At 48.1% G+C, this 17,106-nt stretch carries 11 protein-coding genes and 2 rRNA genes (1 of these 13 cut by a window edge); all 13 read left to right on the plus strand.

The features are described from left to right. Positions 1-1,979: ribosomal RNA gene (locus PKOR_RS11185) — 23S ribosomal RNA — on the plus strand; it begins 918 nt to the left of the window's first position. Positions 1,980-2,078: 99 nt separating this feature from the next. Continuing rightward, positions 2,079-2,190 (plus strand): 5S ribosomal RNA (gene rrf, locus PKOR_RS11190). 157 nt (positions 2,191-2,347) lie between these two features. Next, positions 2,348-4,357: a BatA domain-containing protein gene (locus tag PKOR_RS11195; RefSeq protein WP_046310804.1), complete on the plus strand. Its 2,010-nt coding sequence runs from the start codon at positions 2,348-2,350 to the stop codon at positions 4,355-4,357. A gap of 1 nt (position 4,358) precedes the next feature. Beyond that, complete coding sequence (locus PKOR_RS11200) at positions 4,359-5,624, plus strand: dihydroorotase (protein ID WP_046310805.1); 1,266 nt, start codon at positions 4,359-4,361, stop codon at positions 5,622-5,624. Positions 5,625-5,687: 63 nt separating this feature from the next. Then, positions 5,688-6,197, plus strand: a complete 510-nt coding sequence (locus PKOR_RS11205) for a DUF4199 domain-containing protein (protein WP_046310806.1) — start codon at positions 5,688-5,690, stop codon at positions 6,195-6,197. A gap of 27 nt (positions 6,198-6,224) precedes the next feature. Beyond that, positions 6,225-6,743: a DUF4199 domain-containing protein gene (locus PKOR_RS11210; RefSeq protein ID WP_046310807.1), complete on the plus strand. Its 519-nt coding sequence runs from the start codon at positions 6,225-6,227 to the stop codon at positions 6,741-6,743. A 3-nt stretch (positions 6,744-6,746) separates the two neighbouring features. Further along, positions 6,747-7,721, plus strand: a complete 975-nt coding sequence (locus tag PKOR_RS11215; RefSeq protein WP_046310809.1) for a glycosyltransferase family 2 protein — start codon at positions 6,747-6,749, stop codon at positions 7,719-7,721. After that, positions 7,721-8,869: a glycosyltransferase gene (locus tag PKOR_RS11220; RefSeq protein ID WP_046310810.1), complete on the plus strand. Its 1,149-nt coding sequence runs from the start codon at positions 7,721-7,723 to the stop codon at positions 8,867-8,869. The genes PKOR_RS11215 and PKOR_RS11220 overlap by 1 nt, the downstream gene beginning before the upstream one ends. Positions 8,870-9,042: 173 nt before the next feature. After that, positions 9,043-9,777: a hypothetical protein gene (locus PKOR_RS11225; RefSeq protein ID WP_046310812.1), complete on the plus strand. Its 735-nt coding sequence runs from the start codon at positions 9,043-9,045 to the stop codon at positions 9,775-9,777. A 51-nt stretch (positions 9,778-9,828) separates the two neighbouring features. Continuing rightward, positions 9,829-12,612, plus strand: coding sequence for a TonB-dependent receptor (locus PKOR_RS11230; RefSeq protein WP_046310814.1), 2,784 nt, complete (start codon positions 9,829-9,831; stop codon positions 12,610-12,612). A 4-nt stretch (positions 12,613-12,616) separates the two neighbouring features. Next, positions 12,617-13,774 carry a DUF4249 domain-containing protein gene (locus PKOR_RS11235; protein WP_046310816.1) on the plus strand — a complete coding sequence of 386 codons (1,158 nt, stop codon included), beginning with the start codon at positions 12,617-12,619 and terminating at the stop codon, positions 13,772-13,774. 27 nt (positions 13,775-13,801) lie between these two features. Continuing rightward, a complete protein-coding gene (locus tag PKOR_RS11240; protein ID WP_148561671.1) occupies positions 13,802-16,234 on the plus strand; it encodes a hypothetical protein in 2,433 nt (810 codons plus the stop codon). Between the two features lie 74 nt (positions 16,235-16,308). Next, positions 16,309-17,094 (plus strand): NAD(P)H-binding protein, encoded by a 786-nt coding sequence (locus tag PKOR_RS11245; protein WP_046310817.1) that lies wholly within the window; start codon positions 16,309-16,311, stop codon positions 17,092-17,094. Positions 17,095-17,106 lie beyond the last annotated feature (12 nt).

Below are 17,106 nucleotides of genomic sequence, written 5' to 3' on the forward strand. Positions count from 1 at the left end.
ACATCCTACCGAATCCTGACGAACTCCGAATGCCACTTGATATACGCGGCAGTGAGGCTTGGGGTGCTAAGGTCCCAGGCCGAGAGGGAAAGAACCCAGACCGCCAGCTAAGGTCCCAAAATTTAGACTAAGTTGAACAAAGGGGGTCCACTTGCTTAGACAGCCAGGAGGTTGGCTTGGAAGCAGCCATTCCTTTAAAGAGTGCGTAACAGCTCACTGGTCGAGCGAGAGGGCATCGATAATAATCGGGCATCAAGTCTAATACCGAAGCTGCGGATTGTATTTATACACTGGTAGGGGAGCATTCCCTGCCGCGATGAAGGCGCGCCGGCAAGGCGCGTTGGAGCGCAGGGAAAAGCAAATGTAGGCATAAGTAACGATAATGCGGGCGAGAAACCCGCACACCGAAAGACCAAGGTTTCCTGATCAACGCTAATCGGATCAGGGTTAGTCGGGTCCTAAGGCCGAGGCGAAAGCGCAGGTCGATGGACAGCTGGTTAATATTCCAGCACCGGCCATGCATAGCGATGCGGTGACGGAGAAGTGAAAGGACCGCGCACTGACGGAATAGTGCGTTTAACACCGTAGGTATTGGACCGGTTGTAAAGTACGCCGGACTAGCTGAAAGTGGAAAGTACGCCAACCCTTCGGGGGCGGCGATAGTGTCCCTAACCAGGCTCCCGAGAAAACCCGCTAAGTGTTTGACTGCATGGCCGCCCGTACCGCAAACCGACACAGGTGGTCGAGGAGAGAATCCTAAGGTGCTCGAGTGAATCACGGCCAAGGAACTCGGCAAAATGGCCCTGTAACTTCGGGAGAAGGGGCGCTTCCTCTGGGCAACCAGAGAAGCCGCAGTGAAAAGGCCCAGGCGACTGTTTAACAAAAACACATGGCTTTGCGAAATCGAGAGATGAAGTATAAGGCCTGACACCTGCCCGGTGCCGGAAGGTTAAGAGGGGGGGTTAGCCTCTAAGGCGAAGCTCTGAATCGAAGCCCCGGTAAACGGCGGCCGTAACTATAACGGTCCTAAGGTAGCGAAATTCCTTGTCGGGTAAGTTCCGACCTGCACGAATGGTGTAACGATCTGGGCGCTGTCTCAGCCGTGAGCTCGGTGAAATTGTAGTCTCGGTGAAGATGCCGAGTACCCGCAACGGGACGGAAAGACCCCATGAACCTTTACTATAGCTTAGCATTGACGCTGGGTAACTCATGTGTAGGATAGGTTGGAGGCTGTGAAGCGGTGTCGCCAGGCATCGTGGAGCCGTCCTTGAAATACAACCCTTGAGTTGCTTGGCGCCTAACCTCATAAAGTGGGGAACAGTGCTTGGTGGGTAGTTTGACTGGGGTGGTCGCCTCCAAAACAGTAACGGAGGCTTTCAAAGGTTCCCTCAGCACGCTTGGTAACCGTGCGCAGAGCGCAATAGCATAAGGGAGCTTGACTGTGAGGCCTACAAGCCGAGCAGGGCCGAAAGGCGGATATAGTGATCCGGTGGTTCCGCATGGAAGGGCCATCGCTCAAAGGATAAAAGGTACTCTGGGGATAACAGGCTGATCTCCCCCAAGAGCTCATATCGACGGGGAGGTTTGGCACCTCGATGTCGGCTCGTCACGTCCTGGGGCTGGAGAAGGTCCCAAGGGTTCGGCTGTTCGCCGATTAAAGTGGCACGCGAGCTGGGTTCAGAACGTCGTGAGACAGTTCGGTCCCTATCTGTTGTGGGCGTAGGAGATTTGAGGGGTCCTGACCTTAGTACGAGAGGACCGGGTTGGACGAGCCTCTGGTGGACCTGTTGTGGCGCCAGCCGCAGCGCAGGGTAGCTACGCTCGGACGGGATAAGCGCTGAAAGCATCTAAGTGCGAAACCCGCCCCAAGATGAGATCTCCCTTGAAGGGCCGTCAAAGACGATGACGTTGATAGGCCGCAGGTGTAAAGTCAGAGATGGCAAAGCCGAGCGGTACTAATTGCCCGGGCGCGTCCGGTGCGGTGCACTGGCCCGCCGCTCTCGTAAATTTCCTTGCTTTTCTCTCCCCCACTTATCATGTCATAAAGCATAGGGCACGCATAGAAACCGTGCAACGATAATGGTGGCTATGGCCCCGGTGAACACCTCTTCCCATTCCGAACAGAGCAGTTAAGCCCGGGAGCGCCGATGGTACTGGGGTCACACCCGGGAGAGTAGGTGGCCGCCAACCCCAACAAAGGGGCAGCAGGAGACAATCCCGCTGCCCCTTTTCCTTTTTATACACCCACCAGGGAAGGGAGGCATAGCAGCCCCAACAAACTGGCCAAGATACAAGTATAGCTCTGGAAGCATGTTGTTTTTTCATCTGCTCCTCTTTAACTTGTGCTATGGCATTCTTGTACCCGTCTTTCCTTTTTGCACTAGCCGCTGTGGCTGTTCCTGTTATACTTCACCTGGTGCAACTTAGGCGCGCTAAACGGGTGCTGTTTAGTAATGTGCGTTTCATACAGGTCTCCAAAGACCTGACTGCAAGTCAGCGTAATCTTAAGGAGCTACTTATTCTACTTTGCCGGATACTCTTTATTGTTTTCCTGGTTTTAGCCTTTGCACAACCTTTTTTGCCTGCCTCTGATACTGCGGTGGCTACTGATGAGTCAGATGTTGCTATAGCAGTTGATAATTCCTTTAGTATGCAGAATATGCATCAACAGGAAGACCTGACACTACTAAATGTTGCGACAGACCAAGCAAAAGTAATTGCTGATCTTTTTCCAGCATCAGCTGCTATCATGTTGTCTTCTACAGACATGCTCAATCATGGAGCTCCTGTACAGAAGAATGAGGCCGCTGCCATACTAGACCAGCTGAGTTTCTCTGCAAAGAGTTTCGCAGCATCCGCAGCCCTAAAGAGTCAACCTTCGCATCTGTTTATACTTTCAGATTTCCAGAAGAACACCTTTTCGCCCTCTATACTAGGTGAGGCAGACTCTGCTACGCAAGTGCACCTGGTCCCTATGGCTGCTGCCACTACTACTAACGTCACTATCGATTCAGTTTATCTGGAGGACGAGTTTATCAGATCTGGGGCTGAAAACCTGCTACACGTGCTATTAACTAATACAGGGAGCGAAGCAATAGAAGATGTGCCTGTTAAGCTTTTCCTTCAGGATGAGCAGGCATCAGCCTTAAGTATAGATTTGCCAGCTAAACAAGCTACAGAGGCAGTATTGTCCTTCAAAGCTGCTGGAAACAAAACTACCAGAGCTTATGTGCAGGTGGAGGACTATCCTGTTGAGTTTGATAATACCTATTATTTTGTACTGGCTCAGTCTGCACCTATTCAGGTAGTAGAAGTGTCTGATGCACCTAACTCAAACCTGCAAAGGCTATACAGCAACGAACCCTTTTTTAGGTTTACTTCTTTTCGAAGTGGTGCTATAAACTACGCTAGTATGGCTGGAGCCGATATTGTTATACTTAACGGTGTTGAATCGCTTACAGCAGCTCTTGCCGCTACAGTGGCTAATTATGTGAAAGAAGGTGGTAATTTGGCTGTTATTCCGCCGGCAGGTGAGAACAGAGGCGCTTATACTACACTTTTCCAGAATCTTAATTTACCCGCTTCGTTTACTGGTGCTTCGGCTGATGCAGCTAAAACCAGCTTAGCTACGCCGAATCCCAACAACCCCTTTTTCCGAAGCATTTTCTCAGACTTCAATGCTGACATGCAAATGCCATCGGCAGCTAAAAGCTTAGCTTGGTCTAGAGCATCTGATGACATATTGAAGTACAGAGGAGGTGCGCCTTTTCTGTCACGCTTCAACAGAGGGAGCGGCTCAGTTTTTATGATGGCAGCGCCACTAAAGGAGAACTACAGCAGCCTTCCAAACCATGCGTTATTTGTGCCTATAATGTATCGCCTGGCAATTAGCAGCTATAAACAGTTGCAGCAGTTGGCCTACACCTTAGGTAGCGAAACCATACAAGTACCGGCCTTGGGGCAAAGGAATAAACGAGAAGGAGTATATGAGCTCCGTAAGGATACCTTAGCATACATTCCGGAGCAACAGGTGAGAGGAGGAAAACTTATCTTTAATGTACCTCCTGATATGGATGAGGCTGGCTTTTATACTTTACAGTTTCAAGACTCGGCAGTGGCAACGCTTGCCTTTAACTATAGCAAAGAAGAGTCTTACCTGGAGCAGTATAGCCCCGATGAACTGAAGGCATTGGTAGGAAATGATCGGCCTAATGTTCATGTGTACGACTATGGAGATGCTTTTTCTGTGAAGGGAGAGTTCGAAAAAAGATATTTTGGCGTTAAGCTTTGGAAATATTGCCTAATATTGTGTCTGTTTTTCCTGATGGCCGAAATAGCACTTATTAGATTCCTCTAACATGAAAGTACTTCTCCGAGCAGCAACTATTTACAACCCACAGTCTGAGTATCACCTGCAGCAGCAGAACATCCTGATAGAAAACGGCACCATTACCTATATTGGTCCAGATGAAAAGGAAGCAGACCATACAATTGCCAGCGATGGCTTAAGTGTATCAGCAGGATGGGTAGATATGCAAGCTTATACCGGAGAACCGGGCCTGGAGTATAAGGAGGATTTGGAAAGCTTAGCTGCAGCTGCAGCTGCGGGCGGTTTTACAGAAGTGCTCCTCTTGCCAAACACAGAGCCGGTGGTGCAGACAAAGAGTGCCATTAACTTCATCAAAAGTAAAGCGCAAACCTTACCGGTAACGCTCTTGCCAGCTGCTGCAGTAACTGTAGATGCACAAGGCAAAGACCTAACAGAAATGATAGACCTGCACCAGTCTGGTGCGATGGCCTTCACAGATGGTACGCACCCGCTACAGGGAGCAGATGTAATCTTAAAAGCACTGCAATACCTGCAGCCGCTCGATGGACTGCTGATGAACAGGCCAGAGCATACACGCCTTACCGAAGGCGGGCAAATGCACGAAGGCGAAGCCAGCACACGTTTGGGTATGCGTGGTATACCTGCTTTGGCTGAAGAAGTAATGGTAAGCCGCGATTTACAGCTACTAAGCTATGCTGGTGGTAAACTCCACTTCTCATTAATCTCTACATCAGCTGCCGTAGAGGCTATCCGCAAGGCAAAAGCGGCTGGCCTGCAGGTAACCTGCGATGTAGCCAGCTACCAGGTAGCTTTTACAGATGACACCATTGAGCCATTCGATACAAACTATAAAGTAACACCTCCTTTCCGTAGTCATACAGATGCAGAGGCCATCAAAGAAGGTCTGAAGGACGGAACAATCGATGCGGTGGCTTCAGCTCATATGCCGCAGGATGTAGAGGCTAAAAAGCTTGAGTTTGATCTGGCAGATTTCGGCATCATTAACTTACAGACTGCCTTTGCTGTGGCTAATACTACATTGGAATTACCGGTTGAGGTACTAGTCGAAAAGCTTAGCTCTAACCCACGTCGTATACTTGGGTTGTCAGAAGCTCGTGTAGCGGTAGGCGAAGCTGCAAACCTTACCGTTTTTGATCCTAGCCCATCATGGATGCCAACGCAGGAGGCGAACAAATCTAAATCCCACAACAGCCCATTCTTTGGCAAAGAGCTAAAGGGCAAAGTGCTGGCGACAATTCATAAGGGGCAACTAGTGCTCAACGATTCTTTTTAATATATTTAAACCTATATTTAGGTGTAGCTAACCTCCTAGAAGGTAGGCTTATGTAGAGGGCTTATGTTTAATCAAACAATTGTTCGGGTAAGTATACGCTATGGCGTATTTGGAGGCATTGTAAGTTTTGCACTGGTGGCCCTGCTGTACCTCATAGGCTATAATCCTTTTGGAGAAATTGGCCGCATCTCATACTTGCCTATCCCTGTTTTCATATTTCTGGCCATACGTTACTTTAAAAAGTTTAACGAGGGCGAACTGAACTTTGGGAAAGGCTTTAGAGTAGGCCTGGCAACCTCTTTCTATATAGCCCTGTGCGCGGCTATGCTGGTGTTTGTCTTTATCTACTTAGTAGGGCCTGAGATCATGAACCAGCATGTGGTAGAGATGAAGAGACTGCTGGAGGAAACTCGTGAGGAGCAGGTTAAGCTGCTGGGACAAAAAGTATATGATGAGGGCATAAGTGCTCTGGATAATATAACGCCAAGTATGTTGGCTGCCGATGATTTTGTGCGGAGGATTTTTGCAGGGTTGGTATTTTCGTTAGTGGCTGCCGTTTACTTCCGGAAGTAATAACTTCTAACCTATAACATAATAACCATGACTGAGAAAGAACCCTCTGTTGGATCTGTAGCCTTAAAGTGGGGCTTCATCTTTGCGCTAATTGGCGTAGTGTTTTCGTTAATTCTGATGGTAGCCGATTTGTCTGAGAACCGCTGGCTCTCAAGCCTGGCTTACATTATCCTGATCGTGGGCATTGTGGTAGCCATGAAAAACTATAAGGAGTTAAACCAGGGTTTTATGTCTTATGGACAGGGCTTGGGTATAGGCTCCATTGTATCGGCTATTTTTGGCTTCCTGTCTGGTCTGGGTTCTTGGTTGTACATTGAATTTGTAGACCCGGAGTACATGGCGCGCGTTATGGAGAAACAGCGTGTGCAAATGCTGGAGCAGGGCCTGACGGATGAGCAGATAGATGCAGGCATGGCAATGGCTGAGAATTTTCAGGGCCCGGTTACGATGATTCTTGGTGCTACCGTTGTCACATTAATATTAGGGTTTATCCTGTCGCTGATCATCTCTGCGGTGATGAAGAACACGCGACCGGAGTTTGAATAGAACATGCAATACGCTTACGATATTTCGGTAGTAGTTCCGCTTTTCAACGAGGAGGAGTCGCTGCCTGAGCTCGTGCGCTGGATCAGGAGAGTGATGCACGCGCACGAGTTTTCTTATGAGGTGATACTGGTGGATGATGGCAGTACCGACCGCTCCTGGGATGTGATAAACACCTTGGGTGAGGAGGATAAAGCCGTGAAGGGTATCAGCTTTAACCGTAATTACGGCAAATCCGCTGCTCTTAACGAAGGCTTCCGCCGTTGTGAGGGCGAAGTGGTTATTACCATGGATGCCGACCTGCAGGACAGCCCCGAGGAGATCCCGGCGCTGTATGACATGATCAAGAACCAGAAGTATGATCTGGTTAGTGGCTGGAAGAAAAAGCGCTTTGATCCACTCAGCAAGACTATACCCACCAAGTTTTTTAACGCTGCTACACGCAAGTTGTCAGGCATACAGTTGCACGACTTTAACTGTGGTCTGAAAGCTTACCGCCAACTGCTGGTGAAAAGCATTGAGGTGCACGGTGAAATGCATCGCTACATACCTGTAATTGCTAAGTGGAACGGCTTTACCAAAATAGGCGAAAAGGTAGTACAGCACCAGGAGCGTAAGTACGGCACCACTAAATTTGGCTTGGAGCGCTTTGTGTATGGTTTCCTGGACCTGCTCTCTATAACCTTCGTGAGCCGCTTTAAGAAGCGACCGATGCACTTCTTCGGCTCCTTTGGTACACTTATGTTCGTGGTGGGTTTAGGTATTACCATATGGCTTATTTTACAGAAGTTGTTTGGCCTGTACTCAGGTGGTCGCGTGCGCGATATCGTAGATCAGCCTTTGTTCTTTCTGGCTTTAGTGGCCGTTATACTTGGTGTACAACTATTTCTGGCGGGCTTCTTGGCCGAGATGATCTCCATGGCGTCGAATAAGCGGAACGAGTACCTCATCCGCGACAAAGTAGGCGCAATCAAAAAGTAATGGCAAAGCGGGTAACCATAGTTGGTCCGGCGCATCCTTTACGTGGCGGTGGTATGGCTACCTTTAACGAGCGGCTGGCTTATGCTTTTCAGGAAGCTGGCTGCGATGTGGAGATCGTCACTTTCAGCCTGCAATATCCTTCCTTTCTATTCCCGGGCAAAAGCCAGTTTACTGAAGAGCCTGCACCTCCAGGGCTGCGGATCAAAGTACTTGTTAACTCCATCAACCCTTTGAGTTGGTGGAGTGCTGGTCAGTACATCAGCAAGCAGAAGCCAGACCTGGTAGTGTTTCGGTACTGGCTACCATTTATGGGGCCTGCTTTGGGTACGATAGCACGACTTATCCGGCGCAACAAGTATAGTCGCATTCTGGCTATAACCGATAACGTTGTGCCGCATGAGAAACGCCCAGGCGATGTACCTTTCACGAAGTATTTTCTTAGCTCTTGCCATGGGTTCGTAGCACTTTCCCGCTCGGTACAGCAGGATCTGGAGCGATTTGAGCCTGCTAAGCCAAATGTATATCTTCCGCACCCACTCTACGACAACTTTGGAGCGGCCGAGACTAAAGAGGCTGCCTGTGCTGCCTTAGGACTTGATGCCAAGTATAATTACCTCTTGTTTTTTGGCTTTATACGCGCCTATAAAGGGTTGGACCTGCTGCTGAAAGCAATGGCTGACCCATGGGTAAAAGAGCTGCAGAATCTCAAGTTGATCGTTGCTGGTGAGTTTTACGAAGATGCCGCTCCGTACCTGCAGTTGATTGAAGAGCTGCAGCTGCAGGACAGGCTTGTGATGCGTACTGACTTCATACCTAACGCTGAAGTACGCCACTACTTTTGCGCTGCCGACCTGGTGGTGCAGCCCTACAAGCATGCTACGCAGAGTGGAGTAACACAGGTAGCTTACCACTTTGATAAGCCAATGGTGGTAACACGTGTGGGAGGCCTTTCTGAACTAGTTCCGAATGGCGAAGTAGGCTATGTGGCAGAACCACAGCCGGAGGCCATTGCTGCAGCTATTCAACAATTCTATACTTCTTCTGCAGGAACTGCCTTTTCAGAGAACATCAGAAAGTATAAGAAGCGCTTTAGCTGGAGCCGCTTTGTACAAGCCATGTGGGAACTGGCCGAAAAGGTGAAAACATAACATCCTGCCAAAGTAATAGCTCCTGTTCATAAGTGGCTCAGTGTCTTGTCTAGCTGAAGGTGCTTATGAGTAAATACAGAAAGGATTATAAATTTATAAGTCTGAATATTTGTCGCAACATTAAACAATCCCTACATTTAGTTTTAAAATAGCCACGTCGCTTCTAACTATTTATGCAAAAGGGATTGTTTATACTTGCTATTGCGCTAGCTCTCTTTTCATGGCCTTTTGTTGCCTCGTCGCAGGCTCACCTGGCTGATACCAGCTTTGTAGAGCAAGCCGTTGCAGATGCAGTGCAGTCCTACAAAAACAGCACTGGAGTACAGAGCCACTTGTACACCGGATCTGAATACTACTACATCCCAGACTCTTACCTGGATGGTCATCAATTCTTCAAGTCAAAGATTTTCAGTACAGGGTCTGTGCAATACGATGGTGTGTGGTACCGTGGTATACCTTTGCTGTACGACGTAGTGGTTGATGAAGTGCTTACCACTCACCCAACCAGTGGATACATCCTGAAACTGGTGAAGCAGAAAGTAAGGTCTTTTGAGCTAGGAGGAGAAACATTTATATACTTAGGTGCAGATAGCTCTGTCATTCAACCTGGTTACTACAGCCTTCTCCATAGTGGCAAAGTGAAAGTGCTTGCCTTTCGCGACAAGGAGGTGCAGGAGCGAACTACTACCAATGGCCTTGAGGGGGAGTTTAGGGTAACAGACAAATACTATCTCTACAAAGACGGAAGCTATCATCAGGTTAACAAGAAGCGCTCTGTTCTGAATGTGTTGCGCGACGAGAAAAAACAACTGAACAGGTTTATCCGGGACAACAATCTCAAGTTCAGAAAGCAGAAAGAGGCAGCTATCACCAAAGTAGCCCAATACTACGACACGCTTAAGAACTGATATCCCCCCGAGCATGTGCTTTTTTCGTTCATCAGTCGCCTAGGTTACTATATGCATCATATCTACCGAAAACTCTTTCTGCTGATCCTGCTTTCCGCGGGCACTATAGCAACTAGTTTGGCACAGCAAGCCACCGAGCCATTGGTTACAGGCAAGTATACCAGCACTGCTTTTCAGGACTTCATTAAAGACCTGGAAGCGCAAACATCCTACACCTTTTATTTTGATCCTGCGGCGGTTGATAGTTTGGCGGTAACGATGCAGGTGAATGCGCAGCCGCTGAGCCAGGTAATAAAGCAGGCCTTGCAGGGAACAAACCTTCACTTTGCCATCAGTCAGCAACGGCAGGTATTCATCACCGCAGAGAGAGCTATACTTACCAGACTACCGAAAGATTTTTTTACCAAAGGAGGCGCAACTGAAGCAGCAGGGCAGCCTCAGCTGGCAGAGTTATACTTACCACAGCAGCAAACACGGGCAAAGGCAGTCTCCGAAATCAAGCTATATGAAATAGGTACACCCAATAGCAATAACAAGTCGGGCAAGGCGAATCTGGCCGGTACTATACGCGATGCCAAAACAGGAGAGGCCATAATAGGAGCCTATGTCTATATTGAGTCGCCTACCATAGGCACAGCTTCGGACCAATATGGGTATTACTCTTTAACGCTGCCTGTGGGAAGGCATGAGCTAAAGATTCGTGGAGTGGGGCTGAGAAACGCTCGCCGCCAGGTGATGCTCCACAGCAATGGGAAGCTTGATATTGAGATGGAAGAGGAGGTGCGCACACTGAAAGAAGTACTGGTGGAAGCGGAAAAAGACCGCAATGTGTCGGGCTTGCAGATGGGTATGGAACGCCTTGATATCAGAACCATAAAACAGGTGCCGACAGCCTTTGGCGAGACAGATATTTTACGCGTGGTACTCACTTTGCCAGGTGTGAAGTCGGTGGGAGAGGGAAGTACGGGTATGAATGTGCGAGGTGGCTCCACAGATCAGAACCTGATTCTTGTGAACGATGCCACCATCTATAACCCTGCCCACTTATTTGGCTTTTTCTCGGCCTTCAATCCGGATGTGCTAAAATCAGTGGAGCTATACAAAAGTGCTGTACCAGCCAAGTATGGCGGCCGCTTGTCGTCGGTGCTGGAGGTAACAACCCGCGAGGGGAATAAAAAGGAGTTCTCTGGCTCTGGCGGTATAGGTTTGCTAACAAGCAGGCTGACGCTGGAGGGACCAATTATCAAAGATAAGACATCTTTTTTACTGGGAGGCCGCAGCACTTACTCTGACTGGATCCTGAAGCAGCTGCCGGACAAATCATTCAAGAACAGCGAAGCCTCATTCTATGATTTGAATGCCCACATCAGCCACGAAATCGCTAGCAAGAACAGTTTATACTTTACCGGCTATTTCAGCAAAGACAGGTTTAAACTGGCGGCTGATACGCTCTATCGCTATAAAAACCAGAACGCAAGTATAAAATGGAAGCACAACTTCCATAACAAGCTATACACTGTACTTACCGGTACACACAGCCATTACAGCTACGATATTTCTAACGAAGAAAATGCAGTTAATGCGGCAAAGCTAGCCTTCGGCATAAACCAGACTGGCCTGCAGCTCGACTTCAACTACTTCCCGGATTCTAAGCATACTGTTGATTTTGGAGCTAGCTCTATACATTATCATGTAACACCAGGCAGTCTCACGCCAAATAGCAGCGAGTCGCTGATTATGGAGGAAAAAGTACAGCGGGAGAAAGCTCTGGAGAGCGCAATCTATATCTCAGATCGCTTTGATGTAAGCCAGCGGCTGTCCCTATCTTTTGGCCTCCGGTATTCTGTATTTAATGCACTTGGCCCAAGGGATGCGTTCACCTATGCGCCCGGAGTGCCTAAAACAGTAAGTTCTATAGTAGATACTCTTTCTTATGGTTCAGGTGAATCAATTGCCACCTACCATGGGCCAGAGTATAGGTTCTCGGCAAGGTATGGATTGTCTGATAACTCTTCTGTGAAGGCTAGCTATAACAGGCTACGCCAGTACGTGCACATGCTCTCTAATACAGCCTCCATGTCACCTACTGATACCTGGAAGCTGAGTGACAGGAATGTAAAACCACAGATAGGGGACCAGGTAGCATTGGGATACTACAGAAACTTCAGGGCAAATACCATAGAATTCTCGGTAGAGGCCTACTACAAATGGATGCAGGACTTCCTGGACTACAGAAGCGGGGCCAGCATAATCATGAACCACCACATAGAGACAGATGTGGCTAATGCCGAAGGAAAAGCTTACGGCGTGGAAGTGATGCTGAAGAAAGCAACAGGCAAGCTGAACGGATGGGTGAGTTATACTTACTCCCGCACGTTAGTACGCATCAATGATCCAGCCACCTCTGAGATCATTAACAGGGGAGAGTGGTACCCGAGCAATTACGATAAGCCACACGACTTCACCATGATCAGCAATTACCGTTTTAGCCAACGCTTCAGTACATCCCTGAACTTTACCTACAGTACCGGTCGGCCAATTACGCTGCCACTGGCCAAGTATCACGACGGCAGCACGCAGCGCATACTTTACTCTGACCGAAACCAGTACCGTATTCCGGACTACTACCGTGTAGACTTCGCGATGAATATCGAGGGCAACCACAAGGTCAGGAAGCTGGCGCATAGTTCCTGGACGCTGGCTGTGTATAATCTTACAGGCCGCAAGAATCCTTATTCTTTATACTTCAAATCTGAGAACGGTCAGATTAACGGGTATAAAATGTCGGTTTTTGGGCAGCCTATACCTACTGTAACCTATAACTTTAAGTTTTAAGCACATGAGATTCCGAAACTGGAACAAGTTAATGCGTTGGCTTACTATGATGCTGTTGGTTAGCAGTTGCGTTGAGCCTTACTCGCCTGAAGTGCTGGAAGCGCCGAACAGCTTCTTAGTGGTGAACGGGTTTATCAATGCCAATGGCCCAACTACGATTCAGCTTCTCCGAACCCAGAACCTGAATGAAGAAACACCACCACCTGCAGAAACAGGGGCAGTTGTAAGAGTGGAGTCAGATGCCGGTGAGAGTTACACCCTGTATGAAGCAGGAGATGGCAGCTATACAGCTGGCAACTTAAACTTAAATCAAGCAAATAAATATAGGCTGTTTATCAGGACCCAAAACGGGAGGGAGTATACTTCTGAGTTTGTAGAGGTCAAACAAACTCCGGCTGTCGATGAAATTACTTGGGAGGTAATAGGCAACGAGGTGCAGTTGTACGTAAACACCCATGACCCAACCAATAATACACGCTACTATCGCTGGGAGTATGAAGATACCTGGCAGTTTCGGTCTGCTTTTTACACCAGCCTAAAGTTTGAGAATGACACGGTTGAAGATCGAACGGACAACGATCCGCTTATCTACAACTGTTGGAGGTCAAGTAGCTCAAACACTCTAGAGCTCGGAAACTCTGTTAGGCTCAGCCAGGATGTGATCAGTAACTATAAGCTCTTAGCCCTACCCTACAACACAGAGAAATTAGGTATTAAGTATAGCATGTTAGTAAGGCAATATGCCCTTACCCGTGAGGCCTATGAGTATTGGGAGATCCTCAAAAAGAACACAGAAAGTATAGGTACGCTGTTCGATCCATTGCCCTCCCAGTTAACAGGAAACATACGAAGCGTGGATGATCCGCAGGAGCCTGTTATCGGCTTTGTGACGGCATCCACCACACAAGAGAAGAGAGTGTTTATAGAGCGGAAAGATCTGCCAAGAGAGTGGCGCACCTTTATTCCTACCTGTTCTATTGATACACTTCTATTCGGAGAAAGGAGCGTGAAAGATTTCTTCAGCAGTGCTTATGTACTGCCGGTTGAAGAAGTTCATCCTCCTAATGGGGCACCTGTTGCCATTGGATATACCTACGCTTCCAGAAACTGTGTTGACTGCAGAACCAGAGGTACAAATGTTAAACCTGACTATTGGGAATAAATGATGCTTCTTAAGCAAGAGTCAAAGGTGCCGAAAAAGTTATACAGGCAGTTAATGCGATTGAGTGTAGCCGCGCTAGGCATCATGTTTAGTCTGGGTCATACTCCTCATGCTTGGGCACAAAACGGAGCGTTGGAAAGTATAGCGAAGGATTTTGACCAGCACCGGAAAAAAGCCTTACAGGAAAAGCTCTTCCTCCACGTTGATAGGCCAGCGTACATCTGCGGCGAAACCATGTGGTTTAAGCTCTATAATGTAGATGGTACCCTGCACAAGCCACTTGATATGAGTAAGGTAGCCTATGTGGAGGTACTGGATGCATCGCAGAAGCCGGTGCTGCAGGCAAAGATAGCCTTGAAAGAGGGTGTAGGCAGCGGGTCTTTTATCCTACCAGCTACGCTCGTTTCGGGCAACTATAGCGTCAGGGCTTACACTAACTGGATGAAGAACTTCAGCCCAGATTTATACTTTGAACAGGCTGTTACCATAGTTAATACTCTCCAAAAACTGCCGGTGCAGGAGGTGCCTAAAGGTGCGGCCCTTACTGCCCAGTTCTTCCCGGAAGGAGGAAACATGGTAGCTGGTGTTGCTAATAAAGTAGGCTTCCAGGTGGTAGACCAAGCTACAGGCGAAGGTGTGGCCTTTAAAGGAGAAGTGCATGACCGGGAGGGGAATAAAGTAGCAGAATTTGAGCCTCACAAGTTCGGGATCGGACATTTTATATTTACACCTGCTAAAGGCGGGGAGTACACTGCCATAATCAAACTGGCAGATAATCGTAGCCTGGTAAAGAAACTACCTTCAGCTTATGAGCAAGGATATGCGCTGCAATTAGAAGATACAGGTGCAGCGCAACTGCAGATAACGGTTAACCAAGCAGGAGTACAGGGGGAGCAGTTGTACCTACTCGGCCACACCAGGCAAATGATAGCCATAGCCGATGTAGCAGTTGTAAGTCAGGGAAGGGCAGTGTTTCTGGTTGATAAGAAGTTGCTGGCAGATGGTATTATTCACTTTACCGTTTTTAATGCCAACAAGCAGCCAGTGTGCGAGCGACTGTACTTTAAACGGCCAACACAAACACTGCAGCTGAATGTGGCAGCAGATAAAGCAGGCTATAACTCACGCGAAAAGGTAACACTGGACCTGTTAGCTGAGGCAGGTGTTGGTAAAGCTGCCTCAGCTAACCTTTCGCTAGCCGTGTTTAAACTTGACTCGCTGCAGAAGAACACCGGAAGTAGCATAGAAAGTTACATATGGCTTACTTCTGATCTGAAAGGTACAATTGAAAGTCCGAGCTATTACTTCTCTGCTGAAGGAGCAGCTGACCGTGAAGCCATGGACAACCTCATGCTGACTCATGGGTGGAGCCGCTTTAAGTGGGAAGATGTGTTGGGAAAGGAGCCGGCTAGTTATAAGTTCTTGCCCGAATACGATGGCCACCAGATAAGGGGTAGAGTTACATCTAGTGCAACCAGTAAACCGACTGAAGGCGTGGTTACCTATCTCGCCTCGCCAAGTAAGCTCATCCGCCTGTACAACTCCACCAGCAACGCGGATGGCTTTATTAGTTTTGACATGAAAGACTTCTTCGGAGATCGCGACATTGTGCTACAGAGCAACTATACCAAAGACAGCACTTATCACTTCGAGGTTTTCAGTCCTTTCTCTGATAAGTATGGACAGAAAAGTCAGTTGCCCTTTAATCTCTCCGAAGAACTGGAGCATGAGCTCACCCTACGCCATGTGCAGGCACAGGTGCAGCAAGCCTACTTTAGCAGCTACAGCAACAGGATAAAGCCAGCCAACGTGGATAGCCTGGCTTTTTACGGAAAGCCTGATGAGCAATATTTCCTGGACGATTACAAGCGATTTAAGGTGATGGAAGAAGTGATGCGGGAGTATGTGCCAGGGGTGCAGGTCCGAAAGCAAGGGGGCAAGTTCCGCTTCATGGTTTTTAACAGGCCTTATAGAAGCATATTCAACAATAACCCGATGGTACTGTTGGATGGCGTGCCTGTTTTTGATATAGATAAGATTATGGCTTTTGATCCGCTGAAGGTTAAAAAGCTGGATGTAATTTCCAGCCGCTTCTTCAACGGCCCTTTGATCTATGAGGGGCTAGTAAGTTATACTACTTACAAAGGCGATCTGGCAGGTTTTGAGTTGAATCCGAAAGCCTTGTTTCAGGCATACGAGGGACTGCAGCTAGAAAAAGAGTTTTACGCCCCTAGCTACGAGACAACAGAGCAAAGACAAAGCCGCTTAGCCGATTTCCGCAATTTACTCCATTGGGAACCAAACCTCAGCCTGGAAGCCGGTAAAGGGAACAAATTAAACTTTTATACTTCAGACCAGGCTGGTACTTACCTAGTAGTGGTGCAGGGAGTTTCAGGAGACGGGTTGGTTGGCAGCAAAGTACATTCTTTCACTGTGAAGCAGCCACGCGTATTGGAGTAATATCATTCTTTAATAACTTGAGCAAAGAAGTGCGGCGAGCGCAGTGTTCGTAAACTTTAAACTCATCTAAAACTATGAAAAAGAAGAACCACATACTTATACTGGGTGCCGGAGGAAACATAGGGGGCAAAGTAGCAAAAGAGTTAATCACTCTTGGCGAGCAGGTGGCTGTGTTTGGTCGTAGCCGCGAACGCCTGAGCAGCTTTGAAGGTAAGGCTGAGCTAAAAGAAGGCGATTTTAACGACGATAAAGCTTTAGGGCAGGCTCTTCAGAAAGCAAACAGCGTTTTCCTGACAGTGCCTGATGCTGCTTTTAACGATGCAACTGCTACGGCCAAACGTTTGGGTGTTTTGCTTCAGGAGACACCTGTAACGCATGTTGTGAACATCAGTAACAGCATTGTCAGGAAAGGCGGCGTACCTACCAGGTTAGTAGCCTTGGAAAATGAGCTAAATGAAGCGCTAAGGCAACATCTGCTGCATTTGCGTTGTGCCAATTTTTTCGAGAACCTCAACTGGGGCTTACACACGCCATACGCACCAGACCTGAGGCTACCATATATTTCATCCTACGAAGTGGCCTATGTGACTGCCAGGCATCTGCAGCAGCAGGACTTTACAGGCAAGCAGGTGAAGGCGCTGTTAGGCGAGCGCGACTATAGTATGGCTGAGCTGGCAGCCGCAGCAGGTGTAGCCTATCAGCAGCAGCCTTATACTCCTGAAAACATACACTTCTACAAACCTTTCAACGATGGTGATTTTGTGGTGGAGCAGCGACAAGACAGTCATACGTCTGTTCAGAAAGAAGAACGCTTTACCTTAGGCTATTTCCTTAAAAACAACTTATTGCTTCAGGTTTAAGAGTACGTTTAG

The organism is Pontibacter korlensis (genome assembly GCF_000973725.1).
GTDB classification, from domain to species: Bacteria; Bacteroidota; Bacteroidia; order Cytophagales; family Hymenobacteraceae; genus Pontibacter; species Pontibacter korlensis.